Source organism: Methylobacterium tarhaniae (assembly GCF_001043955.1).
GTDB classification, from domain to species: domain Bacteria; phylum Pseudomonadota; class Alphaproteobacteria; order Rhizobiales; family Beijerinckiaceae; genus Methylobacterium; species Methylobacterium tarhaniae.
Genome location: NZ_LABZ01000172.1, coordinates 1 through 25,910 on the forward strand (window position 1 = coordinate 1; position 25,910 = coordinate 25,910).

The 25,910-nt window shown below is 68.9% G+C and carries 24 protein-coding genes and 2 tRNA genes; 10 read left to right on the top strand and 16 right to left on the bottom strand.

What is annotated here, in order from left to right; all coding sequences use genetic code 11:
* Positions 1-653, top strand: a 653-nt coding sequence (locus VQ03_RS22570) for a class I adenylate-forming enzyme family protein (protein ID WP_048453155.1), incomplete at its 5' end; no start/stop codon positions are given.
* Here the strand turns inward: VQ03_RS22570 and glgX are convergent.
* The 5 genes from glgX to VQ03_RS33240 form a co-directional block, all read right to left on the bottom strand.
* Positions 650-2,812, bottom strand: a complete 2,163-nt coding sequence (gene glgX, locus VQ03_RS22575) for a glycogen debranching protein GlgX (RefSeq protein ID WP_048453175.1) — start codon at positions 2,810-2,812, stop codon at positions 650-652. The two genes, VQ03_RS22570 and glgX, sit on opposite strands and share 4 nt — an antisense overlap.
* Before the next feature lie 90 nt (positions 2,813-2,902).
* Positions 2,903-3,934, bottom strand: coding sequence for a tRNA dihydrouridine(20/20a) synthase DusA (gene dusA / locus VQ03_RS22580; protein ID WP_425350083.1), 1,032 nt, complete (start codon positions 3,932-3,934; stop codon positions 2,903-2,905).
* Positions 3,935-4,347: 413 nt separating this feature from the next.
* Positions 4,348-5,343, bottom strand: coding sequence for a hypothetical protein (locus VQ03_RS22585; RefSeq protein ID WP_048453157.1), 996 nt, complete (start codon positions 5,341-5,343; stop codon positions 4,348-4,350).
* Between the two features lie 487 nt (positions 5,344-5,830).
* A complete protein-coding gene (locus VQ03_RS33235) occupies positions 5,831-6,877 on the bottom strand; it encodes a hypothetical protein (protein WP_157064209.1) in 1,047 nt (348 codons plus the stop codon).
* 420 nt (positions 6,878-7,297) lie between these two features.
* On the bottom strand, positions 7,298-7,471 hold the full coding sequence (locus VQ03_RS33240; RefSeq protein WP_157064210.1) for a hypothetical protein: 174 nt from the start codon (positions 7,469-7,471) through the stop codon (positions 7,298-7,300).
* On the opposite strand from VQ03_RS33240, the gene VQ03_RS35395 reads away from it, so the two are divergent.
* Entirely contained in the window at positions 7,430-7,567 is a 138-nt protein-coding gene (locus tag VQ03_RS35395) for a hypothetical protein (protein WP_483428670.1), read from the top strand. The genes VQ03_RS33240 and VQ03_RS35395 overlap by 42 nt on opposite strands.
* 410 nt (positions 7,568-7,977) lie before the next feature.
* Here the strand turns inward: VQ03_RS35395 and VQ03_RS22590 are convergent, their stop codons facing one another.
* Positions 7,978-8,628, bottom strand: a complete 651-nt coding sequence (locus VQ03_RS22590) for an urease accessory protein UreE (RefSeq protein ID WP_048453158.1) — start codon at positions 8,626-8,628, stop codon at positions 7,978-7,980.
* Between the two features lie 248 nt (positions 8,629-8,876).
* Here VQ03_RS22590 and VQ03_RS22595 point away from each other — a divergent pair, with 248 nt between their 5' ends.
* From VQ03_RS22595 to VQ03_RS22605, 3 genes are all read left to right on the top strand, one after another.
* Positions 8,877-9,146: a hypothetical protein gene (locus VQ03_RS22595; RefSeq protein ID WP_048453159.1), complete on the top strand. Its 270-nt coding sequence runs from the start codon at positions 8,877-8,879 to the stop codon at positions 9,144-9,146.
* A gap of 176 nt (positions 9,147-9,322) precedes the next feature.
* On the top strand, positions 9,323-10,048 hold the full coding sequence (locus VQ03_RS22600) for a TerB family tellurite resistance protein (RefSeq protein WP_048453160.1): 726 nt from the start codon (positions 9,323-9,325) through the stop codon (positions 10,046-10,048).
* Between the two features lie 39 nt (positions 10,049-10,087).
* On the top strand, positions 10,088-10,843 hold the full coding sequence (locus VQ03_RS22605; RefSeq protein ID WP_048453161.1) for an N-acetylmuramoyl-L-alanine amidase: 756 nt from the start codon (positions 10,088-10,090) through the stop codon (positions 10,841-10,843).
* Positions 10,844-10,876: 33 nt separating this feature from the next.
* Here VQ03_RS22605 and VQ03_RS22610 read toward each other — a convergent pair whose 3' ends face one another.
* Positions 10,877-11,947 carry a TerC family protein gene (locus VQ03_RS22610; RefSeq protein WP_048453162.1) on the bottom strand — a complete coding sequence of 357 codons (1,071 nt, stop codon included), beginning with the start codon at positions 11,945-11,947 and terminating at the stop codon, positions 10,877-10,879.
* Positions 11,948-12,165: 218 nt separating this feature from the next.
* Here VQ03_RS22610 and VQ03_RS22615 point away from each other — a divergent pair, with 218 nt between their 5' ends.
* On the top strand, positions 12,166-13,383 hold the full coding sequence (locus VQ03_RS22615; protein ID WP_048453163.1) for a BaiN/RdsA family NAD(P)/FAD-dependent oxidoreductase: 1,218 nt from the start codon (positions 12,166-12,168) through the stop codon (positions 13,381-13,383).
* Positions 13,384-13,495: 112 nt separating this feature from the next.
* Here the strand turns inward: VQ03_RS22615 and VQ03_RS22620 are convergent, their stop codons facing one another.
* Together VQ03_RS22620 and VQ03_RS22625 are read right to left on the bottom strand one after the other, a co-directional pair.
* Complete coding sequence (locus tag VQ03_RS22620) at positions 13,496-14,320, bottom strand: collagen-like protein (RefSeq protein WP_083468164.1); 825 nt, start codon at positions 14,318-14,320, stop codon at positions 13,496-13,498.
* 117 nt (positions 14,321-14,437) lie between these two features.
* Positions 14,438-14,983 carry a formaldehyde-activating enzyme gene (locus tag VQ03_RS22625; protein WP_048453165.1) on the bottom strand — a complete coding sequence of 182 codons (546 nt, stop codon included), beginning with the start codon at positions 14,981-14,983 and terminating at the stop codon, positions 14,438-14,440.
* Between the two features lie 152 nt (positions 14,984-15,135).
* Here VQ03_RS22625 and VQ03_RS22630 point away from each other — a divergent pair, with 152 nt between their 5' ends.
* Positions 15,136-15,348, top strand: coding sequence for a hypothetical protein (locus tag VQ03_RS22630; protein WP_048453166.1), 213 nt, complete (start codon positions 15,136-15,138; stop codon positions 15,346-15,348).
* Between the two features lie 18 nt (positions 15,349-15,366).
* On the opposite strand, the gene VQ03_RS22635 is transcribed toward VQ03_RS22630, so the two are convergent.
* The 7 genes from VQ03_RS22635 to VQ03_RS22655 all read right to left on the bottom strand — a co-directional run bounded on the left by VQ03_RS22635 (position 15,367) and on the right by VQ03_RS22655 (position 22,578).
* A complete protein-coding gene (locus VQ03_RS22635; RefSeq protein WP_048453167.1) occupies positions 15,367-15,792 on the bottom strand; it encodes a hypothetical protein in 426 nt (141 codons plus the stop codon).
* Between the two features lie 66 nt (positions 15,793-15,858).
* Positions 15,859-16,179, bottom strand: a complete 321-nt coding sequence (locus tag VQ03_RS32160; protein ID WP_425350084.1) for a PIN domain-containing protein — start codon at positions 16,177-16,179, stop codon at positions 15,859-15,861.
* A gap of 81 nt (positions 16,180-16,260) precedes the next feature.
* On the bottom strand, positions 16,261-16,461 hold the full coding sequence (locus VQ03_RS22640; RefSeq protein ID WP_245292170.1) for an AbrB/MazE/SpoVT family DNA-binding domain-containing protein: 201 nt from the start codon (positions 16,459-16,461) through the stop codon (positions 16,261-16,263).
* Between the two features lie 143 nt (positions 16,462-16,604).
* Positions 16,605-20,354 (bottom strand): methionine synthase, encoded by a 3,750-nt coding sequence (gene metH, locus VQ03_RS22645; protein WP_048453168.1) that lies wholly within the window; start codon positions 20,352-20,354, stop codon positions 16,605-16,607.
* 100 nt (positions 20,355-20,454) lie between these two features.
* On the bottom strand, positions 20,455-20,610 hold the full coding sequence (locus VQ03_RS33245; RefSeq protein WP_157064211.1) for a hypothetical protein: 156 nt from the start codon (positions 20,608-20,610) through the stop codon (positions 20,455-20,457).
* 29 nt (positions 20,611-20,639) lie between these two features.
* Positions 20,640-21,554, bottom strand: coding sequence for a methylenetetrahydrofolate reductase [NAD(P)H] (gene metF / locus VQ03_RS22650; protein WP_048453169.1), 915 nt, complete (start codon positions 21,552-21,554; stop codon positions 20,640-20,642).
* A gap of 34 nt (positions 21,555-21,588) precedes the next feature.
* Positions 21,589-22,578, bottom strand: coding sequence for an ArsR/SmtB family transcription factor (locus VQ03_RS22655; RefSeq protein WP_048453170.1), 990 nt, complete (start codon positions 22,576-22,578; stop codon positions 21,589-21,591).
* A gap of 387 nt (positions 22,579-22,965) precedes the next feature.
* Here VQ03_RS22655 and VQ03_RS22660 point away from each other — a divergent pair, with 387 nt between their 5' ends.
* From VQ03_RS22660 to VQ03_RS22670, 3 genes are all read left to right on the top strand, one after another.
* Positions 22,966-25,356, top strand: a complete 2,391-nt coding sequence (locus VQ03_RS22660) for a DNA topoisomerase (protein WP_208605538.1) — start codon at positions 22,966-22,968, stop codon at positions 25,354-25,356.
* Positions 25,357-25,463: 107 nt separating this feature from the next.
* Positions 25,464-25,539, top strand: a tRNA-Phe gene (locus tag VQ03_RS22665).
* Between the two features lie 84 nt (positions 25,540-25,623).
* Positions 25,624-25,699 (top strand) — tRNA-Phe (locus VQ03_RS22670).
* The last annotated feature ends 211 nt before the right edge of the window (positions 25,700-25,910 follow it).

The window sequence follows — 25,910 nt, forward strand, 5'->3', positions numbered from 1 at the left end:
AGCTGCTGGCCGAGTGGCGGGAGGCCACCGGCACGCCGCTCTACGAGGCGCTCGGGATGAGCGAGATCTCGACCTACATCTCGACGAGCCCGCGCGTGCCGATCAAGCCCGGCTCCCCGGGCAAGCCGCAGCCGGGGCGGCGGGTCGCGATCCTCCCCGTCGAGGGCACCCCCGACCCGCTGCCGCCGGGCGAGGTGGGGCTTCTCGCCATCCACCGCTCGGACCCGGCCCTGATGCTCGGCTACTGGAACCGTCCCGAGGAAGAGGCGGCGGTGATGCGCGGCGACTGGTTCGTCGGCGGCGACCTCGCCTCCCTGGACGAGGACGGCTACGTCTGGTTCGAGGGCCGCAACGACGACATCATGAACGCCTTCGGCTACCGGGTGTCGCCGAACGAGGTCGAGAGCGTGCTGATCGCCCATCCGGACGTGCAGGAGGTGGCGGTGACCGAATTGCCCGTGCGCGACGACGTGCGGGTGATCGCCGCCTTCATCGTGCCGAAACCGGGCGCGCAGCCGGCGCGGGATGCCCTGCTGGCCTGGTGCGGCGAGCGGCTCGCCGCCTACAAGTGCCCGCGGGAGGTCGTCTTCCTCGAGACGCTGCCGCGGACCCCGAACGGCAAGGTGCAGCGCAAGCGGCTGGCGGCCGGCTAACCGCCGGCCCCCTGCCCGGCCACTCCCTGCCCGGCCACTCCCTGCTCGGCCACTCCCTGCTTGGCCACTCCCTGCTTGGCCACTTGCCGCTCCAGCACCAGGAGCGCGCGCTCGGGCAGGCGCACGGTCCCGCCACTCCGCACGGCCTCCCGGGCGGCCGGCCGGCCATCCGGCGTCGTCGTGTCGAAGAGCGGCGCCCATGGCCCGGCGATCACCCGGGCCAGCTGGAAGTCGATGGCCGCCTCGCCCGCATTGGCGAGGATCAGGAGACGGCGCCCGTCCGGGGCATCGTTGCCGATCTGCATGCCGAAGGCCCGGCGCTCGCCGTCGCCCCAGGCCGCATCGTCCATCTCGGCGCCGCAGGGCGAGAGCCAGTGCACGTCCTTCAGGCCCCCCGGCGCCACGATCTCGCCGGTGAGGAAGTGGCGCCGGCGCAGGGCCCGGTGGTCGCGGCGCAGGGCCAGGAGGTTGCGCACGAACGCGGTCAGGGCCGGATCGCCGCCATCGTTCTCCCAATCGACCCAGGAGGTGGCGTTGTCCTGGCAATAGGCGTTGTTGTTGCCGCCCTGGCTGCGCGAGCGCTCGTCGCCCATCAGCAGCATCGGCACGCCTTGGGCGAGCAGGATCGTGGCGAGCAGGTTGCGCTTCTGGCGCGCCCGGACGACCAGGATCTCGGGATCGTCGGTCGGCCCCTCGACGCCGTAATTGCGCGAGACGTTGTGGCCGTGGCCGTCGCGGTTGCCCTCGCCGTTGGCCTCGTTGTGCTTCTCCTCGTAGGCGACGACGTCGGCCAGCGTGTAGCCGTCATGCGAGGCGATGAAGTTGATGCTGGCCCCCGGTCCACGGCCGGAGGCGGAAAAGATCTCCCTGGAACCGGTCAGCCCCTGCGTCAGCTTCGGCAACTGGCCGGCATCGCCCCGCCAGAAGCCGCGGGCCGCGTCGCGGAACTGGTCGTTCCAGTCGCTCCAGCCGACGGGGAAGCCGCCGAGCTGGTAACCGCCCATGCCGATGTCCCAGGGCTCGGCGATGAGCTTGACCCGGGACAGGAGCGGGTCCTGCGCCATCGCCTGCAGCACCGCCGCCCGCGGCGTGAACTCGTGGGGGGATCGGGCGAGGCTCGAGGCCAGATCGAAGCGGAACCCGTCGATCCGGTAGGCCTCGACCCAGTGGCGCAGCGAATCGAGGACCATCTGCATCACCCGCGGCACCGCCACGTCGAGGGTGTTGCCGCAGCCGGTGCAATCGATGTCGCGGCGCGGATCGTCGGGCTTGCGCTTGTAGTAGCTCGCATTGTCGATGCCGCGGAACGACAGGCTCGGGCCGGTATGGTCGGCCTCGCAGGTGTGGTTGTAGACCACGTCCATCAGCACCTCGATGCCGGCGGCGTGGAGCTGGCGGATCGCGGCCTTGAGGCCTGCGGCCCCCGCGGGCCCGAGATAGCGCGGCTCGGGCGAGAAGTAGTTGAGGGGCGAGTAGCCCCAGAAATTCGTCAGGTCCTTCTCGACCAGGAAGCGGTCGTCGACGAAGGCCTGGATCGGCAGCAATTCGATCGCCGTGACGCCGAGGCGCACGAGGTGATCGACGATGGCCGGGTGGCCGAGGGCGGCATAGGACCCGCGCCAGGGCAGCGGCACGCCCGGATGGGACTGGGTCAGGGCCCGGACATGCGCCTCGTAGATCACGCTGTCGACGAGCGGGTGGCGCAGGGGCGGGTCGTCGTGGACGGCTGCCTCGGGCGCGGTGACCACGCCCTTCGGCATCATCGGGGCGCTGTCGCGCCGGTCGAGCACGTCCTCCCGGTGGCTGCCGCGGCGATAGGGGTAGAGCGCGTCGTGCCAGCGCACCCGCCCGTGCAGCTCGCGGGCATAGGGGTCGATGAGGAGCTTGTGCGGGTTGAAGCGGTGGCCGCTCGCCGGCTCCCAGGGCCCGTGCACCCGGTAGCCGTAGAGCTGGCCCGGCAGCACGCCCGAGAGATAGCCGTGCCAGACGTCGTCGCTGCGGCGCGGCAGCCGGACCACGTCGGTCTGGGCCCGGCCCGTGGGATCGAACAGGCAGAGGTCCACCGCCGTGGCATGAGCGGAGAACAGCGCGAAATTGACCCCGCGCCCGTCGAAATGGGCGCCGAGCGGGGCCGGAACGCCGTCATCGAGTGCGATCATCCGGTCCGTCATTCCCTCGGGCACGAGCCTGTTTGGACACGAACATGCCCGCGGACCGGCCGGCTGCCAAGCTGACCGGCGGCTCCGTCCTCAGGCGGCTGCGCGCGCCGGCTCGCGGGAGACATGTGCCACCGCCTCGCGCAGGGTGTGCAGCCCGGCATCCGGCCTCGTGCCGGCGACCGAGAGGTGGCGGCGATACGGCCTCGCCCCCGGCCTTCCGTTGAACAGGCCGAGCATGTGCCGCGTCATGGCGTGCAGGCGCAGGCCCTCCTGGAGCCGGGCCGCGATATAGGGCTCGTAGGCCTCGATGGCCGCGAACGGGTCGGCCACCGGCGCCGGCTCGCCGAACAGCTCGGGATCGACGCCGATGAGCAGGGACGGCTCCGCATAGGCCGCGCGGCCGAGCATCACCCCGTCGAGGGCGATCCCCTCCACCGGTTCGAGCGCGGCTTTCGCCGTCGCGAGATCCTGCAGGCCGCCATTGAGGGCCACGGCCAAATCGGAATTCGCGCGCTTGAGGCGGTGGACCCGGCCGTAATCGAGCGGCGGGATATCCCGGTTCTCCTTCGGCGACAGGCCCTTCAGCCAGGCCTTGCGCGCATGGACGACGAGCGCGTCGACCCCCGCCGCCCGCACGGCGGCGGCCAGCGCATCGAGCGCCGTCTCCGGATCCTGGTCGTCGACGCCGATGCGGCACTTCACCGTCACCGGGATCGAGACCGCGGCCTTCATGGCGGCGACGCAATCGCCGACGAGGGCCGGCTCGCGCATCAGGCAGGCGCCGAAGCGCCCGTCCTGCACCCGGTCGGAGGGGCAGCCGACATTGAGATTCACCTCGCGATAGCCGAATTCTTCGGCGATGCGGGCCGCCGCCGCGAGATCGCCCGGATCCGACCCGCCGAGTTGGATCGCCACCGGATGCTCGGCCGCATCGAAGCCGATCAGCCGCTCCCGCGGCCCGTGCAGCACCGCGCCGGTCGTCACCATCTCGGTATAGAGCAGGGCCCGGGCCGAGAGGGTCCGGTGGAACGCCCGGCAGTGACGGTCGGTCCAGTCCATCATGGGTGCCACGGAAAACCGCCACGCACTGAAATTCCTGGATTTTTCAATCGCCGCCGTCACCTGCACCCCTCTCCATGCTGTAGCGTTCGCGGCCCTGGCCGCTGGCTTCGCCCCGTTCCGTCGCGGCCTCTCCAGCAGCGCCGTCCCTCTCCGGCCCATGCCGTCGCTCGCCGGGGAGCGCCGTGGGAACCATCATTGAGCGCGAGCGCAAGGACGGGTCCATCGGGTACCATGCCCAGGTAGTCGTCACGCAGGACGGCGTCACCCACCGCGAGACCAAAACCTTCGACCATCGGCCGGTGCCTGGATCGAGAAACGGAGCATCGGGAGCGACGCTCTCGGCACGCGAGCCGCGTGTTTAGGCGAGCCCCCGGTCGGTCGTGGCATCGCACCCTCATTTGCTGTCAAGCTCTCGACAGTCGCGTCCGCCGGGCGCAGCGGGTCGGCGACCGACTATCAAGCGATATCCTCCGTCAGAATTCCATGCCGAACTTGACCCGGACATTGTGCCGCTCGAACTGGTTCAGCCCGAGGGCACGGCCGGCCAGAGCCGGATCGGCGTCACGGCCCCAGATCTGCCCCGCATACGCGATGGTCAGCCAGATCTTCTCGGTGAACCTGTGATGCAGGGCCGGTCCCATGGTCAGCGCTTCACTCTCCAGCCGGTTCAGGAAGGTTCCTTCATAGCCGCGCAGGTAACGCACCTCCGGGCCCAAATAGGTATTCTCCCCCACTCGTCCCACGAGAGCGTTCGACCACAGGAATGTGGAGGAGCGATAGCCGGGGCCGCCACCTCGCTGGCGACCAGCCGCCGGCTCGAAGCTGACGTTGCTGCCGTACCAGAGCTTGTCCGGCACCACCTGAACGTCGAGCTGGAGCAGGCTCTCGATGTCGAAGATGTCGGCGCCGTTACCTTCGACGGGCAGAATGCGCGTAAATCGCGGGCGCACCTCCACGGCGAGCCCCAGCGGCTGCTCCTTCGACGCTTTCAGGAATTGATACTTCACCTCCATGGATACGCCATCGAAGGTACCATAAGACTTGTCGTCCAGATCCAGGATGTTGCGTTGCCGCCGCAGCGCGCCGAAAGCGCTGAACTCGATGCTCAGCTTGTCGATGGGATTGAACTGGTAAGCGAACCGCGTGTCGAGCACACGATACGTCGACGAGCCGGGGCCGTCCCTGCGCTTGCCGATGCGCGTGACGGTGTCGATCACCGCTTCCTGTTCTCCCTTCTCACCGGCATCAGAGCCTTCCGTGAAACCGAACAGGTGCTCCGTATCGACGTCCTTCTTGTCGCTACCCTTGTCCGACGTCTCAGCCTTGTCCTGGTCGGCGTCACGCGCACCGTCCTGGGCTGTCTCGGGCTTGCCACCAGGCTCAGCCCGAACGGGCGCCGGAACAGAAAGGGCAAGCAGTATACCCGCCGCTGCCGACATGCGCCGGACGGGCTTGGTGCTTCCACTCATGATCGCGCAACGGCCTCAGGTATGCAGTGGTCCAGTATCCCTGCTTAGAGACGATGCCGGCTCACCTGCCTGCTACAAGAAAGCCACACTCACAGGAACTTCAGGCCGCAGGGGATTACGCGGCGACGCGCGGTTCGCAGGGAGTTCGGACTCTGCCAAGCGCGACGACGCGTCGCCGCACGCGATCGAGCAGGCGCCCCCGAAGGCCGGCCAGCGCCCAGCAGATCAAGATCGAGGCTGCTTGCCACCAGGGACATGACTGGGCCGGAACGGCGCACCACGAGGCGCCGCTCCGATGCCGCCAAAGGATGGCGGAGATCGTAGGCTTGAGGCCTGGGGCAATGTCCTGCCATTCGGCCGACAGACTTCGATCAGCGATTTCAGCTCCGTCCACTCGACGTCCGCCAGCATCGCGTCCTCTCTCGACGCCGAGAACGCTCACACCCGCACTCCGTCCAAACGACAAAAATTCTGGTGCTTGAATAATTCAGCTGAAGTACCAACTGTCGTAAAAACCATCATATCCCATTGTCAATCCCACAGCGTCGACAGTGATAGTCCCCCCATCCGCTATGTGGAACGTGGTTTTATTGGCGGACAGGTTTTCTTCGATGGAAGCGATGGTAGGACCGCCTGTCGTTGAGGATGGCGGCTTGTGGAAGAGCAGACGATCAACGCCGGTTACAAAATTATTGATCACATCATGACCAACAAACATGGGGGTTGTATCGTTGATGTCGTAGCCGGAATACCCGCTCCATGCCAAATCTCCTATAGTATCATACAGAATATTATCTTGACCACTCCCAAGATTGATCGTGTCATCTCCAGACTGTCCGGGAATTTCCGGCCAAGCCTCGTATTCGGAGCTTCTTATCAAGGAATTGTTATAGTTGTTACCTAGATTTACTGTATCGTTTCCTTCTCCAGGAATGAAATATAACCGATAAAATCCGTCTAATTTGGCAGTATCATCACCACCTTCTCCAAATATTGCAACCTGATTGCCCACTGTGTATCCTGACGAGTCCACAACAAGGGCAGGCCCAGAACCCGTAACATCAAATAGATTTGCGCTATCGTTGCCGCTGATGCCAAATGATCCGGCAAGTCCGTTCAAGTATATATTTTCGATACTTTTAACTCTATGCGTCAATGCCGGGTAAGTTTCACTTGTCTGATAGATGCCGCCAAGAGATGCGCCAGAATAACCTTCAAATCTGAAATTGTAATTATCGGCCCCCTCAAGCTCTAAAAACGTGATATAGTTCTGGCGTGTATTTATCACGCTGTCTATCACGAGAGTATCAACACCGCCCTTGCCGTCAATAATGTTGACGGCTTGACCGAATGACACTGTGGGAAAATCGCTCAACTTGAAGACATCATTTCCCTCCGTCCCTACAGGCACAACAGGAGGCGGAGGAGGTGGCGGCGGGACCAAGGTGCCCGGCAATTTTCCTTTGGCGGCATCCGGAATTGCAGACAGCGCCTTTTCTGGAAGCGGTGGAGGCGAATTGTCTTTCTTAGGCATAATCAGCACCCTCCCTGGGTGACGACATACTATATGACTCTCAGGTCCCAGCAAGCGCAGTTTCGAACCAGATTCGCTTCGCATCTAAGCCGAATGGCTATCCAACTCTCCGCTTTGGCTAAGTTTAACTCCGACACAACCTCTCGATGTCACTGTCTTTGTCGGGATTGCGACCCCGATATAGCACGTCAGATGCGATTGCTCTCTGCATATATTGCATGCGATAGGTCGCAGCAACGAACAAAAATGCAAAATATTAAAATCAATACTAGGCTAAATCGCCATCTTCACGCTCGTTTTCAATAATATATTCATGATATCGCCGCGGATTAACTTGACCTCAGGCACATCGACCCGGGATGACGCTCAGGGCAAGTAGCGGCAGGAGCCATGACCTCCAGCGCGCGGACAATCCCTCCGTCACGGACCGATGCGAGACGCGCGTGTCGTCAGATCAAAACAGTCATCTTCGTTGCTATGATCCATTTTCGATTTAATGATTTCTGTAATTTTCGCGATAAGACTTCCATGAGGCACACAAAATTGGTTTTCATGCTGACGGGAGAGCATGGCGCGAGTCACGGTTACGCCCATGCGATCGTCTCTCACATCCTATCCATGCAGACGAGACGATCGACCTCTGCCACCAATGCGGCGCGGCAGCGTTCCACCCACAATGGCTTTTCATGACTGTGAGCGCGTGAGGCTTCGCGTCCGGGCGCTCGGCCAATTGCTTTGGCCAGCAATTGCTTTGGCCATGTCGCATCCGCTCACCCGGCGCGTCCAACAGGGCGAGAGCCGGCGCTTAGGCAGATCTCGGTCGACGGACCCGTGCATTCATCGGGCTGGTCGGGGATGGCGGGCACCCCCGACGGAATTGTCCCGCGGCACGGAGAATACAGCATCCGCTACAGCATGGCCCTCCACCCCCTCGCTCCGTCGACGCGGCGAGGACCGAGTTCGCCCCACCCATCATCGGGGCGGCAGAGGAGCGCCAGGGCGGTGAAGCAATGCGGAAGCGGGGCGGGTCATGGCCGTGAGGTGGTGACCCGCCCGGCATCGTCCATGCCGGGCCGCGTCAGGAGACGGGACGTCGGGGTCTAGTGGCCGTGCTTGCAGCCCGGGCCGTGGACATGCCCATGATCGTGCGCGTGGTGCTGGTGGTCGTGCGCATGGTCGTGCGCATGGCCGTGCTGATGCCCGTGGCCATGATCATGCCCATGATGATCGTGACCGTGGTGCTCATGCGTGGCGTGCTCATGGGCATGCGGCTCATGCCCGTGATGCTGGTGATGGTCGTGCCCGCAGGTGCTGTGGTCGTGGGCCGCCGCCTCCTTCTCCGGGCGGAACGGGCGCTGGAGCGCCGTGGCGGTGCAGCCCTGGCCGCGGATCAGCTCCGCCACCACCGGGTCGTCGAGGACGTAGAGCGCCTCGGCCGTCATCTCGGCCTGGACGTGGTTGCTACCGAGCTGCCAGGCGAGGCGGGTCAGGCGGATCGGGTTCTCGGCCGTGACCGCGAGCAGGGCTTGCGGGGCGGCGAGGATGCGCACCAGGCGGCCATCCTCCAGGCGCACCGCGTCGCCATCCTCGAGCGTCGTCGCCCGGTCGAGATCGAGCCGGAAGGCGAGGCCGCCCTGCGCCGTCAGCTCGGCGCTGCGGCGGGAACGGGCGGCGTGGTCGAGGGCGACCTCGTCGGCGACGGCGTCGGGGCGCACGGCGGCTTTGCGGACGATGGTGGTGGCGCGCTGCATCGGGTCCTCGCGGGCGGCTATGCCGGGATTTCGCCCCTCCTGTAGAGCATTTGCCCGGCCCGCGGCAGGGCCTCCTGTGGCCCCGGTGCCGCACCGCCGCGATTCGCATCCGGCCCGGCCCCGGGCTCCGGGAACCATCGGACGGCCAAGCTCATTTGGCGTTAAGCCGCGTTACGGCTAAGCTCGGAAGCAGGGCGCGGGGTCGACGACCCGGTGCCGGATCGCGACATGCACGAGGGGAAGACTCCATGAAGAAGCTCATCGCCGCCACGCTCGCCGGTGCCATGGCGCTGTCGCTCGGCGCCTGCAACACCCCGGGCGACCGCGCCGCCGGCGGCGCCGCCCTCGGCGGCCTCACGGGCGCGGCGATCGGCGCGGCGGCCACCGGCCGGGCCGGCGGTGCGCTGGCGGGCGGCCTGATCGGCGCGGCCGGCGGTGCCGTGGTCGGCGCGGCCACCGCACCCCAGTGCCCCTACGGCACCTATCGCGACCCCTACGGCAACGTCTACTGCCGCTGATCGGCCTCGCCTGAGAGCCCCCGGCGGCGCGTCCGCCGGGTGCGCTTCCACATTCCGCGGAGGCCTCGGGGGCGCTACAAGGGCGCCATGACGCCCTTGATGACGCCCTTGATGACGCCCTTGCCTCCCCGCGATTCGATGCTCCGCCGCCGCCCGGCCCAGCCCCGGAGGCGTGCGTGAGCCAGGGTGTCTGGGGCAAGCTCGGCGGTGCGAGCATCGGGCTCGCCGCCGGAGGTCCGCTCGGCGCACTGATCGGCGCGGTCGCGGGCCATTTCCTGCTCGACCGCGAGGGGTCGCTGTTCGGGCCCACCCCCCGGGAGGTGGTGTTCACCACGGGCCTCGTCGCCCTCGCCGCCAAGATGGCGAAGTCTGACGGGGTGGTGACGCCGTCCGAGGTCGCCGCCTTCGCCGACATCGTGCAGGTCCCCGAGGACGAGCGCGCCGGGGTCGAGCGCCTGTTCGACCTCGCCAAGCGCACCACGAGCGGCTTCGAGGGCTATGCCCGCCAGGTCGCCGACGCCTTCCACGAAGAGCCGGCCCTGCTCGAGGACGTGCTCGACGGCCTGTTCCACATCGCCAAGGCGGACGGCGCGGTCCACGAGAACGAGGCGCGCTACCTCGCCGAGGTCGCGGCGATCTTCGGCTTCGACGAGGCGCGCTTCGCCGCCATCACCGCCCGGCACCTGCGGCTGGCCGACGACCCCTACGAGGTGCTGGGCGCCGACCGCAGCCTCACCGATGCCGAAGTGAAGGCGCGCTACCGGGCCCTCGTCTCCGAGAACCATCCCGACCGGGCGATCGCCCGCGGCCTGCCGCCCGCCGCGGTCGCCATCGCGACGCGGCGGCTCGCCGCCATCAACGCCGCCTATGACCGCATCGCCGCCGAGCGGCGCCTGAGCTGAGCCCGACGGCTTCAAGCCCTCACAAGAGCCTCGCCCCGCATGAGCCTCACCCCCGACAGCCCGGTCGCCACCCAGGTGGTGCCCTCCCCCAACCATGACGAGCGGACCCTGCCGGTCGACGCGCTGATCCTGCACTATACCGGCATGGCGAGCGCCGGCGAGGCGCTGCTGCGGCTCTGCAACCCGCTCTCCAAGGTCTCGTCGCACTACCTGGTGTTCGAGGAAGGCCGGGTGGTGCAACTGGTGCCGGAGGCGCGGCGCGCCTGGCATGCGGGCGTCTCGGCCTGGGAAGGGGTGCGGGACATGAACTCGCGCTCGATCGGGATCGAGATCGCGCATCCGGGCCATGCCGAGGACGGAACCGTGGCGCCGTTTCCGGAGGCGCAGATCGCCGCGGTCACGGCTTTGTGCCGCGACATCCTCGGGCGCTGGCCGATCCGCGCCGACCGGGTGCTCGCGCATTCCGACATCGCGCCCGAGCGCAAGATCGATCCGGGCGAGAGCTTTCCGTGGGCGGCCCTGCACCGGGACGGCATCGGCCACTGGGTGCCCCCGGCGCCGATCCGCGACGGCCGCTTCTTCGCCGAGGGCGATGCCGGCCAGCCGATCGAGGCGCTGCAATCGATGTTCACGCTCTACGGCTACGACGTTCCGGTGAACGGCACCTTCGAGGCGCGAACGAAGGCCGTGGTCACGGCGTTCCAGCGCCATTTCCGGCCGGCCCGGGTCGATGGCGTCGCCGACGCCTCGACCATCACGACGTTGCGCGACCTGCTGGCGGCGAAGCCGGCGTGACCGAAAAAGGGGGCGCCGTGCGCCCCCTCGTCCTCAGCCGTGACTGCTGCCGAGCCGCTCCCGCGGGGTGCCGGCCTCGTGGGACGTGGCGGCCTCCCGGGGCGCAGGAACGGCAGCCTGGGTCTCCGCCGCGCCGCGGGTGCGCCACAGGCTGTAGACGATGCCGCCGGCGAGCAGGACCACGGTCACCACCAGCGCGACCCAAGGCTGGATCTCGATCAGCTCGAACGTGTCCGCCACCACGATCTTCAGGCCGATGAAGATCAGGATCAGGGCGAGCGCGGTCTTCAGGTAGGCGAAGCGGTCGACCATCGCCGCAAGGGCGAAGTAGAGCGCGCGCAACCCTAAGATCGCGAAGATGTTCGAGGTGTAGACCACGTAGGTGTCGGTGGTGATGGCGAAGATCGCCGGCACGCTGTCGACCGCGAAGATCACGTCGGCGCCGTTCACCAGGACCAGCGCCAGGGCGAGCGGGGTGAGCCAGCGCACCGGCTTCCCGGTCTTCGGATCGGGCCGGCGGGTGGTGAACTTCTGGCCGTCGAGCTCGTCCGTCACCCGCATGTGCTTGCGCATGAAGCTGGTGAAGCGGTCGGCGGACTTGCTCTCGCCCTCCTCCTCGTCGCCGGAGACCAGCATCTTGATGCCGGCATAGATCAGGAAGGCGGCGAAGATCGTCAGCACCCATTCGGCCTGGTGGACGAGGGCGGCGCCGAGCCCGATCATCAGGCCGCGCAGGACGATCGCCGCCAGGATGCCCCAGAGCAGCACCCGGTGCTGCGCGTTGCGGGGGATGCCGAGATAGCCGAAGATCACCGCGATCACGAAGACGTTGTCCATCGACAGCGACTTCTCGACCACGAGGCCGGCCAGATATTCCTGGCCCGCCTGCGGGCCGATATACCACCAGACCCAGCCGCCGAAGAGGAGGCCGAGGGTGAGATAGAAGGCGGTGAGGAGCAGGCTCTCCTTCACGCCGATCTCGCGGCTCTTGTCGCGGTGCAGGAGGCCGAGATCGAGGGCGAGCAGGATGAAGATGACGGCGTGGAAACCGAGCCACATCCAGACCGGCTTGCCGAGCCACGTCATGTACAGAAAATCGACCATCGCGGGACCGTGATGCTTCGAGGGAGAAAGCATCGGCTCCGACATCACGAGCGCGAGAAGCGCAGCTCGCCAGAGGGGCCCGCAGCCGATGGCACGGACTTATGTCCCGGATGACGGCGGATCAAGGGCAGCCGGGACCAACGGCCACGCTCTTATTTTTTCGTCCTGTCGCAGCGGCAGGTTGACAGAGCCGCCCGCGTCGCGGCCTTGGGCGACGCATGACGAAGGCGAACGCGCATGTGGCGGTCATCGGAGGCGGGCCGGCGGGCCTCTCCGCCGCCGAGATCCTGGCGGAGGCGGGCCTGCGGGTCACGGTGATCGAGCGGATGCCCTCCCCGGCCCGCAAGCTGCTGATCGCCGGGCGCGGCGGCCTCAACCTCACCCACAGCGAGCCGCTGGAGCGTTTCCTCGCTCGCTACGCTCCGCCGGAGCGACGCCTTGACGCAGCGATCAGGGAGTTCCCGCCGCTAGCCCTGCGCGAGTGGTGCGAGGGTCTGGGCCAGCCGACCTTCGTCGGCTCGAGCGGGCGGGTGTTCCCACAGGCCTTCAAGGCCTCGCCGCTGCTACGGGCCTGGCTCGCCCGGCTCGATCGCCTCGGCGTGGCGTTGCGCACCCGCACCCGCTGGACCGGCTGGGACGCGGACGGCGCGCTCGCCCTGGCGGGAGAAGGCGGCCGGGACATCCTGCACGCCGATGCGACGGTGCTGGCCCTCGGCGGCGCGAGCTGGCCGCGGCTCGGCTCCGACGGCGCCTGGGTGCCGGTGCTGGCGGCCGAGGGCGTCTCCGTGAGCCCGCTCCGCCCGGCCAATGCCGGCTTCACCGCGGAGTGGTCGCCCGTCTTCGTCGAGCGCTTCGCCGGCGCACCGCTCAAGCGCATCGCGCTCCGCCTCGGGGACGAACAGGTGCGGGGCGAAGCGGTGATCACCCGCGACGGGGTCGAGGGCGGCGTGGTCTACGCCTTATCGCGGCCGATCCGGGAGGCGATCGAGGCGCAGGGCGCCGCCGTGGTGCAGCTCGACTTGCGGCCGGACCTCGACGAGGCGGCGCTGACCCGCCGCCTCGCGGCGGCGCGGCCGAAGGAATCGCGCGCCACGGTGCTGCGCAAGGCCGCGGGTTTGAGCCCACCGGCGGCCGGGCTGCTGCGCGAGGCGACGCGTGAGCTGCCGGTGGAGGCCGGTGCGCTGGCGGCCCTGATCAAGGCGGTGCCGCTGCGGCTCACCGGCCTCAGGCCGATCGAGCGGGCGATCTCGAGCGCCGGCGGCGTCGCCTTCGCGGATCTCGACGACCGCTTCATGCTGCGAAGCCGCCCCGGGACGTTCCTGGCCGGCGAGATGCTCGACTGGGAGGCGCCGACCGGCGGCTACCTGCTCCAGGCGAGCTTCGCCAGCGGCCGGGCCGCGGCGGCGGGGGTTCTGGACTGGCTCGGCGGGCGCTGAACCGCCCTCATACCGTTGCGCTGAAGGCGTCCGGCGCATCAGCGCCTGCGGCGCGGACCCATTCGGGCTTAGCCAGCGTCTTCGAACGCGTCCGTTCGAAGACGCTGCGTTATCAGAGCCTCGCGCAGAACCCGACCATGCCGGAACTGTCGGGCGGGCATAGCGCCACCGCCTCGCCGCTCTCCCGGCGGGTGAAGTTCGGGTTGCCGCCGCGCAGGCAGTAGGCCGACACGAAGGTCTCGCCCTCGTCGCAGACGAGCTCGCAATGCGGCTTGGCGCAGCCGTCGGTGCGCAGCATCCGGAACGGCAGCGCTGCGGTCGCCGCGGCGGCGCGTCCGGCGGATCCGGCCGGACCCTGAGGTCCCGTATCGCCCTTGGCGCCCGCCTCGCCCTTCGGCCCGGGCTCGCCCTTCGGCCCGGGCTCGCCCTTCGGCCCGGCTTCGCCCTTGGGCCCGGTTTCACCCTTGGGTCCTGCCTCTCCCCTGGGGCCCGCATCACCCTTGGGACCCGCTTCACCCTTCGGGCCGGGCGGCCCGGCGAGCCCGGCCACGCCCTGCGGCCCGGTCGGCCCCGGCTCCCCCTTCGGGCCCGGGGCGCCAGTGGCGCCGCAATTCGCCACCGCGATCTCGCGGGAGAGCTCGCCGGCCTTGAGCGTCGCGACGCAGTTCTGGGGCACGTAGGGGACCTTCAGGGTGAAGCGCCCGCGCTTGTCCGAGGTGACCGGAATGTCGTCGTCGAGGGTGACGACCACCCCGGCCTTGCCGACGCTGCCGGACACGGTGAGGTCGCCGGCCTCGATCCGGGCATCCCAGACCGTGATGGCGGATTGCGCCGGGGCGGCGGCACGTCCGCTCGCCGGCGCCTGCGGCTGGGCGAAGCCCGGCCCCGATAGGGCGGCAGATGCGGACAGGATCAACGCGGCGCGGAATGGACGCATCGTGTAGCCCCAAGGCATGATGGACGGCCCGCGCGAGAAGTCGAGGTGGCGGGCGGCGCACCTTGCTGTGCCGTCAAGCTGCGGTCAACTGCGCAGACGCCCGCCGGAGCCGGCCTGTTAGGCCTCGTCGTCGAGCACGCCCTCGAGGGCGTAGTGGCGCACGGTGCGGCGGTTGGCGATCAGCTCGTCGACCGTCGGCTCGCCCTTCAGCGCCCGGGCGATGGCGAGCTTCGTCGCCTCGTAATTGGTGCGGTAGAGGTCCTTGCGGTCGAGGTTCGGGTCCTCGGGGCAGCGCGGGTCGAGCCAGATCATGATGATCATGCACAGCTCGTCGAGCCCGTCGCGGGGCAGGATGCCCTCGATGATGCAATCCACGATGGCGTCGCCGGTCGCGGCCTGGACCACGCCGCCGAGAAGCTCGACGTATTCGGCGGTGTGGATCGTCGCCTTGGTGGTCATCATCGTGGCCGGGCGCACCAGCTGGTTGATGTCGCGCACCACGAACATCCGGGTATGGCCCTGGACCTGCCCCATCATCGAGGCGAAGGCCTGGCCGACCGGTCCGCGCACCGAGCCGATCAGCACCTCGGGCATCGCGTCGGTGTATTGGCCCTCGGCCGCCAGCACCGTGGCCTCGCCGGTGCGGAAGACGATCTCGCTCATGGTCCGATTCCCTCGGTTCGAATCCCGGCGCGGGTCCACCACGGCGACGCCCGCAGCGTCAACCGCGGCGAACCCATCGACCTGTCCGGAAATTGGTCTATAGGGCCGATGTCACGGGGACTTGCGCCCGCGAACAGAGCTGATGCGGACGGATGAGCGATCGCGACTGGACCCTGCGGGTGACGCCGACCGAGGCGGGCGTGCGGCTCGAACTGGACCTCGCCGACCTCGACGGCGCGCCGGTCACGGCGGCGATCGCCCTCGACCGGGCCGAGGCGCGCCGCTTCGCCCGGGCGATGCTGGCCGCCGCCGGCGACGCGGCCGAGCGAACCTTCCCGCACCCGCCGGCCCCCGATGGGGAATGACGCCCGAGGCGTGAGCCGTCAGTAGCGGCCCGGAAGGCGCGGCACCTTGGTGCCGGGCTTCTCGACCGGCTCGGCACAGGAATAGACGAACTCGGTCTGGAGGTCGGTGAACACCGTCTCGCCGACGATGGTGCAGGTCTCCCGCGCCGTCTCCTTGAGGTAGGTTGCGGCGGCTTCCGAGAAGCGGCGCCGGCGGGTGAGCGCCGGATCCTGGCCGGAGAGGCCGCAGCCGGCAATCTCCCGCAGGTTGTTCGAGACGATCAGGACCTTGCGCTCGCGGCGCTGGTCATAGACCTCGTAGGGGTCGTTGCAGCCGATCGTGACCACCTGCGGCTGGAGGCCGACATAGGTCTTCGAGATGTAGGAGAATTCGGTGCAGCCGGCCGCCGCCGCGACGGCGCCCGCCACGGCGACGAGGGCGAGCCTCCTCGGTCCTGTCCGCATCCCCGATCCTTCCCGCATCCTCAAGCCCAGCTTTGAGCCGGGGCGGGCACGGCGGTCAAGTCCGGGTCAGGAGGAAGGATCCGCGGCTTCCCAGTCCTCCACTGCGAGACCGGGGACGCGGCGAAACTCCCGCAGATTGCGCGTCACCAGTACCGATCCTCGCTGGCTGGCCTGTCCGGCGATCAGCACGTCGTGGGGACCAATCGGCGTGCCGAGGGTTGCCAAAGCCGCTCGCACTTCCCCTGCCCGGCGTGCATCGGCGGCGTCGAAAGGCACGATGGGAAATCGCAGCGCATCGACGCGTGCAAGAGACCCCGCGCGATTCGGGCTACGGAACGCGCCGTAGAAGAGTTCGTGCGCAACGACGCTCGAAAGAACGAGTCTCATCTTGATGCTGGTTGACCCGAGCCCAAAGCCCTGCATGCCCCTTCAAGAGACCGATCACAGCATTGGAGTCGAGCAAGTCCATTACGGAAAGACGTCGGAGGTTTCGCTCTCCGGCAGCGGCGGCTGATCAGCGACAGCCGCTGCGAAATCATCATCGACCGGGCCAACGAGGGCTTTCAGCCAATCCCGGTTCCCCGGTATCGGCTCCAGGATCACCGCACTGCCCTCGCGGCGCACCTGCACCGTGTCGCCTTCGAGGTGCCATGCCTCCGGCAGGCGCACGGCCTATGCGCCGTCAGTCCAGAACAGCTTCGCGATCTCGCCCATGCGCGCCTCCGGGATGCCCCTCCAGGATGGAGCCGGACGGATCTCGACGCAAGCGAGTGCCGCAGCGGCAAGCCACCGCCGCGGCACCGGCCGCCCCCCTACTCCGCCGCCACGCGGTACCGCGCCGTGTCGTAGTTCAGGATCGGCCCGAGCCAGCGCTCGACCTCGGCCACGTCCATCCCCTTGCGGGCGGCGTAATCCTCGACCTGATCGCGCTCCACCTTGGCGACGCCGAAGTAATGCGCGTCCGGATGGGCGAGGTAGAGGCCCGAGACCGAGGAGCCCGGCCACATCGCGTAGGATTCGGTGAGCTTGACGCCGATGCGCGGCTCGGCCTGGAGCAGCGAGAACAGCGTGACCTTCTCGGTGTGGTCGGGCTGGGCCGGGTAGCCCGGGGCCGGGCGGATGCCGGCATAGGGCTCGGTGACGAGGTCGGCCGGGCTGTAGGTCTCGTCCGCCGCATAGGCCCAGAATTCCCGCCGCACCCGCTCGTGCATCCGCTCGGCGAAGGCCTCGGCGATACGGTCGGCGAGCGCCTTCACCAGGATCGACTTGTAGTCGTCGTTCTGCCGCTCGAAGCGCTCGGCGATGCGCACCTCCTCCAGGCCCGCCGTGACGACGAAGCCGCCGACATAGTCGGGCAGCCCGCTCTCGGCGGGCGCCACGAAATCCGACAGGCAGGTATTGGGCCGGCCGTCGCGCTTCGAGAGCTGCTGGCGCAGGCCGTGGAAGGTGGCGAGCGTCTCGGTCCGGCTCTCGCCGGTGAACAGCCGGATGTCGTCGCCCACGGCATTGGCCGGCCAGAAGCCGATCACCGCCTTCGGGTTGAACCAGCGCTCCTCGACGATCTGGCGCAGCATGGCTTGCGCGTCCTCGAACAGGGCGCGGGCAGCCGGTCCCTGCTCGGGGTCGTCGAGGATCGCCGGGTAGCGGCCCTTGAACTCGTAGGTCTGCAGGAACGGAGTCCAGTCGATATAGGGGACGAGCTCCGCCACCTCGTAGCTGCGGAACACCCGCGTGCCGGTGAAGGTCGGCTTGACCGGCTTGTAGGCCGACCAGTCCGCCTTGAAGGCGTTGGCGCGGGCCCGTGCCAGGGCTAAGCGCTGCTTGTCGGCCTCCGACCGGGCATGGGCCTCGGCGACGCGCTTGTACTCGGCCCGGACCGTCTCGATCGTCTGCACCTTGGTGTCGGGCGAGAGCAGGTTCGAGACCACGCCGACGGCGCGGCTGGCATCGGTCACGTAGACAGCCTGGCCCTTGGCGTAGGCCGGGTGGATCTTCACCGCGGTGTGGACCCGGCTCGTCGTCGCGCCGCCGATGAGCAGCGGCACGTCGAAGCCCTCGCGCTCCATCTCGGCCGCGACATGGACCATCTCGTCCAGCGACGGGGTGATGAGCCCTGAGAGCCCAACGATGTCGACGTTCTCCTTGCGGGCCGTATCGAGGATCTTGGCCGCCGGCACCATCACGCCGAGATCGATGATCTCGTAGTTGTTGCAGGCCAGCACGACGCCGACGATGTTCTTGCCGATGTCGTGGACGTCGCCCTTCACGGTCGCCATCAGCACCTTGCCGGCGGACTGTCTCCCGCCCGCGCCCCCGTTGGCGGCCTTCTCGGCCTCCATGAACGGCATCAGGTAGGCCACCGCCTGCTTCATCACCCGGGCGGACTTCACCACCTGCGGCAGGAACATCTTTCCGGCGCCGAACAGGTCGCCGACCACGTTCATGCCTGCCATCAGCGGGCCCTCGATGACGTGGAGCGGGCGCTCGGCCTTGGCGCGGGCCTCCTCGGTATCGGCCTCGATGTATTCGGTGATGCCGTTGACGAGCGCGTGCTCCAGGCGCTTCTCCACCGGCGCCTCGCGCCAGGCGAGGTCGGCGCCCTTGGCCTGCGCCTGTCCCCCATCCTTGAAGCGGGCGGCGGCGTCGAGTAGGCGCTCGGTCGCGTCGTCGCGACGGTTGAGGACCACGTCCTCGCAGAGCTCGCGGAGCTCCGCCGGCAGCTCGTCGTAGACCGCGAGCTGGCCGGCATTCACGATGCCCATATCCATGCCGACCTTGATCGCATGGTACAGGAACACCGCGTGCATCGCCTCGCGCACCGGCTCGTTGCCGCGGAAGGCGAAGGACAGGTTCGAGATGCCGCCCGAGATATGGGCGTGGGGCAGGGTCTCGCGGATGATCCGCGCCGCCTCGATGAAGGCGACGCCGTAGCCGTTATGCTCCTCGATGCCGGTCGCCACCGCGAAGACGTTGGGATCGAAGATGATGTCTTCGGGCGGGAAGCCGACCTGCTCGGTGAGGACCTTGTAGGCGCGGGTGCAGATCGCGACCTTGCGCTCGAGCGAATCGGCCTGGCCCTGCTCGTCGAAGGCCATCACCACCACGGCGGCGCCGTAGGCGCGGCAGATCTTCGCTTCCGCGATGAACTTCTCCTCGCCCTCCTTGAGCGAGATCGAGTTCACGATCGCCTTGCCCTGCACGCATTTCAGGCCGGCCTCGATGACCGGGAACTTCGACGAGTCGATCATCACCGGGACGCGGGCGATGTCGGGCTCGGCGGCGACGAGATTGAGGAACTCGACCATCGCCTTCTGCGAGTCGAGCAGGCCCTCGTCCATGTTGACGTCGATCACCTGGGCGCCGGCGGCGACCTGGTCGCGGGCGACGTCGAGGGCGGCGGCGTAGTCGCCGTTGGTGATGAGCTTGCGGAAGCGGGCCGAGCCGGTGACGTTGGTGCGCTCGCCGACATTCACGAACGGGATCTCGGGCGTCAGCGTGAAGGGCTCGAGGCCCGAGAGCCGCATCAAGGGCTTCACGGTGGGCACCCGGCGCGGCGCCTTGCCGGCGACGGCACCGGCGATGGCGCGGATGTGGTCCGGCGTGGTGCCGCAGCAGCCGCCAACCATGTTGACGAGGCCGCTCTCGGCGAACTCGCCGACGAGCTTGGCCATCGCCTCCGGGCTCTCGTCGTAGAGGCCGAACTCGTTCGGCAGGCCGGCATTCGGATAGGCGCAGACCAGCGTGTCGCAGGTGCGCGACAGCTCGTCGATATGGGCACGCATCTCGCGGGCGCCGAGCGCGCAGTTGAGGCCGAAGGTGAGCGGATCGGCGTGGCGCAGCGAGTGCCAGAAGGCGGTCGGGGTCTGGCCCGACAGGGTGCGTCCCGAGAGGTCGGTGATGGTGCCCGAGATCATGATCGGCAGGCGCGTGCCGGTCTCCTCGAAGACCTGCCAGGACGCCGCCACCGCCGCCTTGGCGTTCAGCGTGTCGAAGATCGTCTCGATCAGGATCAGCTCGGCGCCGCCGGCGATCAGGCCGCGCACCTGCTCGGCATAGGCCTCGCGGACCTGGTCGAAGGTGACCGCGCGGTAGCCCGGATTGTTGACGTCCGGCGAGATCGACAGGGTGCGGTTCGTCGGGCCGATGGCGCCGGCGACGAAGCGGCGGCGCCGGTCCTGCTTCTCGGCGAGGATCGCCGCCTCGCGGGCCAGCCGCGCGCCTTGCGCGTTCAGCTCGTGGATCACGGCTTCCATGCCGTAATCGGCTTGAGCGATCGTGGTGCCCGAGAAGGTGTTGGTCTCGACGACGTCGGCGCCGGCGAGGAAGTAATCGAGGTGGATCTGCCGGATCGCGTCGGGCTGCGTCAGGATCAGGAGGTCGTTGTTGCCCTTCTGGTCATGGGCGTGATCGCGGAAGCGCTCGCTGCGGAAATCGGCCTCGGTCAGGCCGAGGCGCTGGATCACCGTGCCCATCGCCCCGTCGAGGACGAGGATTTTCTCCGCCGCGCGCCGGCGCAGGGCGGTCAGGATGTCGGCACCGTCGGCGGGGCGGAAATCGGTCATCGGGAGGGGGTTCCAGCGGGTCGGACAGGGTGCGGCAAGCGCAGAATCGAACCGGGCCGCGCGGTGCGGCCCGGATGAATAGAAGCGGGGAAGTGGCCCTTCAGCCTCGGGCTTCGATATCGGCGAGGCGGCGCTCGAGCTTGTCGAAGCGCGCGCCCTGCTCGTCGAGCGTGCGATCGATCATGTCGAACCGCTGCTCGAAGGCCGCGCGCATCTCACGCAGCGGCGGAACGATCATGTCCTGCGGTTCGGCCATGGACGGCTCTCCCAAAGACAGACGAAGGATCAGGCCGCCGCCTTCTCCACCACGACCGGCGCCGCGCGCAAGCCCAGCAGGTGGCAGATCGCGTAGACGAGGTCGGCGCGGTTCATGGTGTAGAAGTGGAAATCGGTGACGCCGCGGTCAACGAGGTCGAGCACCTGCTCGGCGGCGACCGCCGCGGCCACCAGCTTGCGGGTGGCGACGTCGTCGTCCAGCCCCTCGAAGCGGGCGGCGAGCCAGTCCGGCACCGAAGCGCCGGTGCGGCGGGCGAAGTTCGCGGCCTGCTTGAAGTTCTGCACCGGCAGGATGCCGGGGATGATCGGGATGTCGATCCCCCGCGCCTGCACCCGGTCGAGGTAGCGGAAGAACAGGTCGTTGTCGAAGAAGAACTGGGTGATGGCGCGGTCGGCGCCGCAATCGACCTTGGCCTTGAGCGCGTCGAGGTCCTGGTCGAGGGAGCCGGCCTCGGGGTGGCGCTCAGGGTAGGCCGAGACCGAGACCTCGAAGTCGCCGATGCGCTTGATGCCGGCGACGAGGTCGCAGGAGCGCTCGTAGCCGCCCGGATGTGCCGTGTAGGCGGTGCCGACGCCCTCCGCCGGGTCGCCGCGCAGGGCCACGATGTGGCGCACGCCGGCCTCGTGGTAGGCGCGCACCACGTCGTCGACCTCACCCTTGGTCGCCGCCACGCAGGTGAGGTGGGCGGCGGGCTTCAGCTCGGTCTCGCTCACCAGGCGCGCCACGGTGTTGTGGGTGCGCTCGCGGGTCGAGCCGCCGGCGCCGTAGGTGACCGAGACGAAGCTGGGGCCGAGCGGGGCCAGGCGCTCGATCGACGACCACAGGGTCGCCTCCATCTCCGGGGTCTTCGGGGGGAAGAACTCGAACGAGACCCGGATCGGGCGACGGCTCTCGCGGCTCGGGCGGAAGGCGGTGGGGTACATCGGCAGCCTCGGCAGATAATCGAGAGAAGGCGGTCTAAGCGACGGCGCGGTCGGGTATCCCGGACGCCGCTTCGGGGTGATGGGCGAGCCAGAGCGTGACGGTGAGCTGGTGCTCCGCGCCCCCGGCCGGGGCGAGGTGGCGCAGCCGCACGTCGGTCAGCCCGGACTCGGAGAGCCAGCCCGCGACCTGCTCGGGAGCGAAGCCGAGGCGGCGATGCGCCTCGTCCGCCCGCAGGAATTCCAGGCTGTGGGGGGCAAAATCGACCACAAGGAGGCGGCCGCCCGGGGCGACGAGGCGGGCGGCCTCGCGCAGGGCCCGCGCCGGGTCGTCGAGATAGTGCAGGACCTGGTGGATCAGCACGAGATCGAAGCTCGCCCGGCCGAAGGGCGGGGCGTGGATATCGCCCTGGCGCAGGTCGATCCGGGTCAGGCCCTGGCGCTCCAGGTTGGCGCGGGCCACCGACAGCATCGTGTGGTTGGCGTCCAGCCCCGTCGCCCGCGCGGCCCGGGGCGCCAGGAGGCCGAGCATCCGCCCGGTGCCGGTGCCGAGATCGACGAGGCTGCCGATCGGCCCGTGCCCGAGCACGTCGAGCACCGCCGCCTCGACGGTGGCCTCCGGCACGTGGAGCGAGCGCACCCGGTCCCATTGCGGCGCCAGCCGCGCGAAGAAGGTCTGGGCGGCTTCGGCGCGCTGCGCCCGCACCGCCTGGAGCCGGGCCCGGTCCTCGGAGAGCGGCGGCTCGGCGGCGTCGAGGGCCGCGATGAGCGGCGCCACCAGCCCGGCGACGCCCTCGCGCAGGCGGAAGAAGGCCCAGGCGCCCTCGCGGTGGCGCACCACCAGCCCGGCCTCGACCAGGAGCTTGAGGTGGCGGGAGATCCGCGGCTGCGACTGGCCCAGGATGTCGGTGAGGTCGGAGACCGACAACTCACCCTCGCCGAGCAGCACCAGGATGCGCAGGCGCGTCTCCTCCGCAGCGGCCCGCAGCACGCTCAGGGCGTCGGCGAAGGGGACGGTGGCGGTCATCTCAAGGGGCTCCTCGCCTCCGATGCGAAACATAAAGATATCTTTATGTGAGTAACGCACGGGGCGCAAGCGGCGTTTCGCGGGCGGGATCGTGGCAAGATGGACCTTGGCCAGATGGATCCTGGCCAGATGGATTTTGGCCGGGCGGGGCGAGTCGATCGCGAGAGCGGGGCGGCACGGGTGTCCCCTCTCCCCGCGCGAGATGTCGGGCTTGCCCGGCTTCGTCCGTCTCGTGCAGATCCCGGGCAAGCCCGGGAGCTGTCGGGGAGAAGAGAGAGACCCGTGCCGCTGCTTTTTCCCGAGGCCCCGCGTTGACCGGACCCAGGCGCCTCCGGTATGTTCCCGCTTCGTTCGGGCCGCCCGCCCGTCCAGGAGCGTCCCGCTGCCATGGCGCAGGCCACCTCCCCCGGCTCGTCCTCTTCCGGCAAGACGCTGTTCTTCTTCGAGAAGCCCTCGGCGATGCGCCAGGTGCAACGGTTCTTCCGTTCGCCGAGCACGGTCTGCGTCGCGGCGGAAGGGCATCTGCTCGAAGTGGCCGAGCCCGGGGAGATCCGGCCGGACTGGAAGCCCTGGCGCTTCGACGCGCTGCCGATCGCCATGGAACGGCTGCCGGTCGCCCCCGGGCACGGCCGCTCAGGGCAATCGCACGCGCCGAAGCTCGCGGCGATCCGCCAGGCCCTGGATGGCGTCGAGCGGGTGATCATCGCGACGGATCCGGGCCGCGAGGGCTCGATGATCGCCTGGGAGGTCTTGGAGCATCTCGGCTGGCGCGGCCGGGTCGATCGCCTGCGCCTCGGCGCCCTCGACGAGATCTCGATCCGCCGCGCCTTCGGGCTGCTGGCGCGGGAGGACGATTCCGGCGAGCGCGACTACGCCGCCTATCTCGAGGCCCTGTGCCGGCAATACGAGGATTGGCATCTCGGCCTCAACGGCACCCGGGCGGTGTCCTTGCGCCTGCGCCCGCCGGCCTTCCGCGAGCCCTGGCGCTTCGGCGGCGTGCAGACGCCGACGCTCGCGATCCTCGCCGACCTTGAGGAGCGCATCCGCAACTTCGTGCCGCGCGACTTCTACAAGATCGCCCTGCCGGTGACGACGGAGAGCGGCGCGAGCCTGACGCTGTGGCACGCGCCGAAGGACAAGATCTTCGAGATCAAGGATGCCGAGACGATCCGCGACGCGGCGACGGGCTGGGCCGGCCCGCTCGCGGTGGTGCAGAAGGACGTGCGCCGGGCGCCCCCGAAGCTCTTCTCGAAGGACACGCTCGCCCGCGCCTGCGCCAAGCGCTTCGGCTGGGACCCGCAGGTGACCGCGCGCCACGCGCAGGCGCTCTACGACAAGGGCTATCTCAGCTATCCCCGCACCGAATCGGTGCACCTGCCCGAGTCGCAAGGAAAGGACGCCGCCGCGGTGCTGGCGGCGATCGCCACCGCCGACAAGGACCTCGCCGCCCACAATCCCGCGACGCCGCAGATCCGCCGCGGGCCGAAGGGCCATTACGTCAAGGACCCGGGCGAGCACCACGCCATCGTGCCCCTGCGCAAGGTGCCGGGACCGGGCGACGCCGCGCCCGAGGCGCTGCGCCTCTGGCTGCTCATCGCCAAGACCTTCCTCGCCGCCCACATGGCCGACGGGATCGATGCCCGCACCACGGTCACGGCCGACGTGACGACGCCTTTGGGCAAGAAGCGCTTCGCCATCACCGGCAGCGTGGTGAAGGTCCCGGGCTGGCGCGCGCTCTACGGCACCGAGGCCGACGAGGACGAGGTCGTGCCCGGCAAGGCCAAGGCCGACGACGAGCCGACCACCGGACGCCTGCCGCCCGTGACGGACGGCGAGGCCGGCCAAGGCGGCGAGCCCACCATCGAGACCGCCCGGACCGAGCCGCCCCGGCGCATCACCCGGGGCGAGCTGCCGGTGGTGATGGGCCGGCTGATCGACCAGGTCGAGGACCCGGCCCTGAAGCGCGCCCTGGAGAACCCCGCCAACCCGACCGAGCCGAAGGGCCTCGGCACCGCCGCCACCCGCGACGCGGTGCTGCCGAAGCTGATGAAGAGCCACTACGTCACGCTGCTCAAGGGCAAGGACCCGGCGATCACCGTGACGGAGGCCGGCCTCGCCTTCGTGGCCGCGGTGCGCCGGGTGTTCCCGGCCTATGGCGACCCGGTCGGACGGGCGGTGTTCGAATCGGAACTGGCCGAGATCGGCCGGGCGACGACGAAGGCCGAGGCCCTGCGCCGGGCCGAGGCGTTTCGCCAGCGCACCCGCGAGCGGGTCGAGGCGCTGATCGGCGCGGTCTCGGGGGCCGAGCGGCTGGCGGTCGAGGGCGAGGCCCCGCCCCGCGGCGGCCGGGCGCCCACCGCCGCGATGGTGTCCTTCGCCAAGTCCCTCGCGGCCCGCAAAGGAATCCCCCTCCCCCCGGAGGCGACCCGCGAGGCCGGCGCCTGCCGGGTCTTCCTCAACACCCATGCGGGACCCAGAACCCCATTGGGGTCCGAGGCCGCCCCGGCGGGCGATGGCGCGACCCGGCCGCCGACCCCGGCGATGCTGCGCTTCGCCGCCTCGCTCGCCCGCGAGAAGCGCATGGAGGCGCTGCCGCCGGAGATCGAGACCGACTTCGCGGCCTGCCGCGCCTTCCTCGACGCTCATGCGGGCGGCGAGGCCAAGGCGAGCAAGGCGCCGCCCGCCCGCGAGGCCGCAGCGAAGAAGACCCGCCGCCCCCGCAACCCGGCGAGCCCGGCCCGCACCCCGCGCCGACGCCGCGCCGCCGGCGGGGCGTGAGCGGGTGCCGGCAAACAATCGCCCGCGCGCCCGCACGAGACGGCTGGACAGGCGATCCGAGCGTCTCTATACCGCCGCTCAACGCCGCTGCCCCACGCAGCCGGCGGGCCCGGGTAGCTCAGTTGGTAGAGCATGCGACTGAAAATCGCAGTGTCGGCGGTTCGACTCCGTCCCCGGGCACCACTTCCTTATCTTGCGTAAGGGTGGTGCCGTCCTTGACCGAGGACGATCTCTGGTGCTTGGACCGTCGCCTCGCGCGGCCGGTGCGCCCGGGTAGCTCAGTTGGTAGAGCATGCGACTGAAAATCGCAGTGTCGGCGGTTCGACTCCGTCCCCGGGCACCACTCCTCAGTTAGAGCAGAGTGCTCGCTCTCATCATCACATTGAACATTGGTTGCTTCGTCCAGCCGAAGGCCGCTGGATGGATGGCGGCTCGACTTTCCGCGACCGAACTGACACCCTCTGTGACGTTCCGGGCTCCGCTGCGCGGCCCCAGGATGACGCGGATGATGGCAGGGTTTGGATCTGCCTGTCGGCCCAGTTTCGCGATGAATA

Bases quoted from the DNA above. Each gene is read 5' to 3' on its own strand.
- VQ03_RS22595 (WP_048453159.1), top strand. From the start codon at position 8,877: ATGAAGAAGCTCATCGCCGCCACGCTCGCCGGTGCCATGGCGCTGTCG.
- VQ03_RS22660 (WP_208605538.1), top strand. From the start codon at position 22,966: ATGGCGCAGGCCACCTCCCCCGGCTCGTCCTCTTCCGGCAAGACGCTG.
- VQ03_RS22655 (WP_048453170.1), bottom strand. From the start codon at position 22,578: ATGACCGCCACCGTCCCCTTCGCCGACGCCCTGAGCGTGCTGCGGGCC.
- VQ03_RS22635 (WP_048453167.1), bottom strand. From the start codon at position 15,792: ATGCGGACAGGACCGAGGAGGCTCGCCCTCGTCGCCGTGGCGGGCGCC.
- VQ03_RS22585 (WP_048453157.1), bottom strand. From the start codon at position 5,343: ATGAGTGGAAGCACCAAGCCCGTCCGGCGCATGTCGGCAGCGGCGGGT.
- metH (WP_048453168.1), bottom strand. From the start codon at position 20,354: ATGACCGATTTCCGCCCCGCCGACGGTGCCGACATCCTGACCGCCCTG.
- glgX (WP_048453175.1), bottom strand. From the start codon at position 2,812: ATGATCGCACTCGATGACGGCGTTCCGGCCCCGCTCGGCGCCCATTTC.
- VQ03_RS33240 (WP_157064210.1), bottom strand. From the start codon at position 7,471: ATGGGCGTAACCGTGACTCGCGCCATGCTCTCCCGTCAGCATGAAAAC.
- VQ03_RS22610 (WP_048453162.1), bottom strand. From the start codon at position 11,947: ATGGTCGATTTTCTGTACATGACGTGGCTCGGCAAGCCGGTCTGGATG.
- VQ03_RS22605 (WP_048453161.1), top strand. From the start codon at position 10,088: ATGAGCCTCACCCCCGACAGCCCGGTCGCCACCCAGGTGGTGCCCTCC.
- VQ03_RS22620 (WP_083468164.1), bottom strand. From the start codon at position 14,320: ATGCGTCCATTCCGCGCCGCGTTGATCCTGTCCGCATCTGCCGCCCTA.
- VQ03_RS22615 (WP_048453163.1), top strand. From the start codon at position 12,166: ATGACGAAGGCGAACGCGCATGTGGCGGTCATCGGAGGCGGGCCGGCG.
- VQ03_RS22590 (WP_048453158.1), bottom strand. From the start codon at position 8,628: ATGCAGCGCGCCACCACCATCGTCCGCAAAGCCGCCGTGCGCCCCGAC.
- VQ03_RS22630 (WP_048453166.1), top strand. From the start codon at position 15,136: ATGAGCGATCGCGACTGGACCCTGCGGGTGACGCCGACCGAGGCGGGC.
- metF (WP_048453169.1), bottom strand. From the start codon at position 21,554: ATGTACCCCACCGCCTTCCGCCCGAGCCGCGAGAGCCGTCGCCCGATC.
- VQ03_RS33235 (WP_157064209.1), bottom strand. From the start codon at position 6,877: ATGCCTAAGAAAGACAATTCGCCTCCACCGCTTCCAGAAAAGGCGCTG.
- VQ03_RS32160 (WP_425350084.1), bottom strand. From the start codon at position 16,179: ATGAGACTCGTTCTTTCGAGCGTCGTTGCGCACGAACTCTTCTACGGC.
- VQ03_RS33245 (WP_157064211.1), bottom strand. From the start codon at position 20,610: ATGGCCGAACCGCAGGACATGATCGTTCCGCCGCTGCGTGAGATGCGC.
- VQ03_RS35395 (WP_483428670.1), top strand. From the start codon at position 7,430: ATGCTGACGGGAGAGCATGGCGCGAGTCACGGTTACGCCCATGCGATC.
- VQ03_RS22625 (WP_048453165.1), bottom strand. From the start codon at position 14,983: ATGAGCGAGATCGTCTTCCGCACCGGCGAGGCCACGGTGCTGGCGGCC.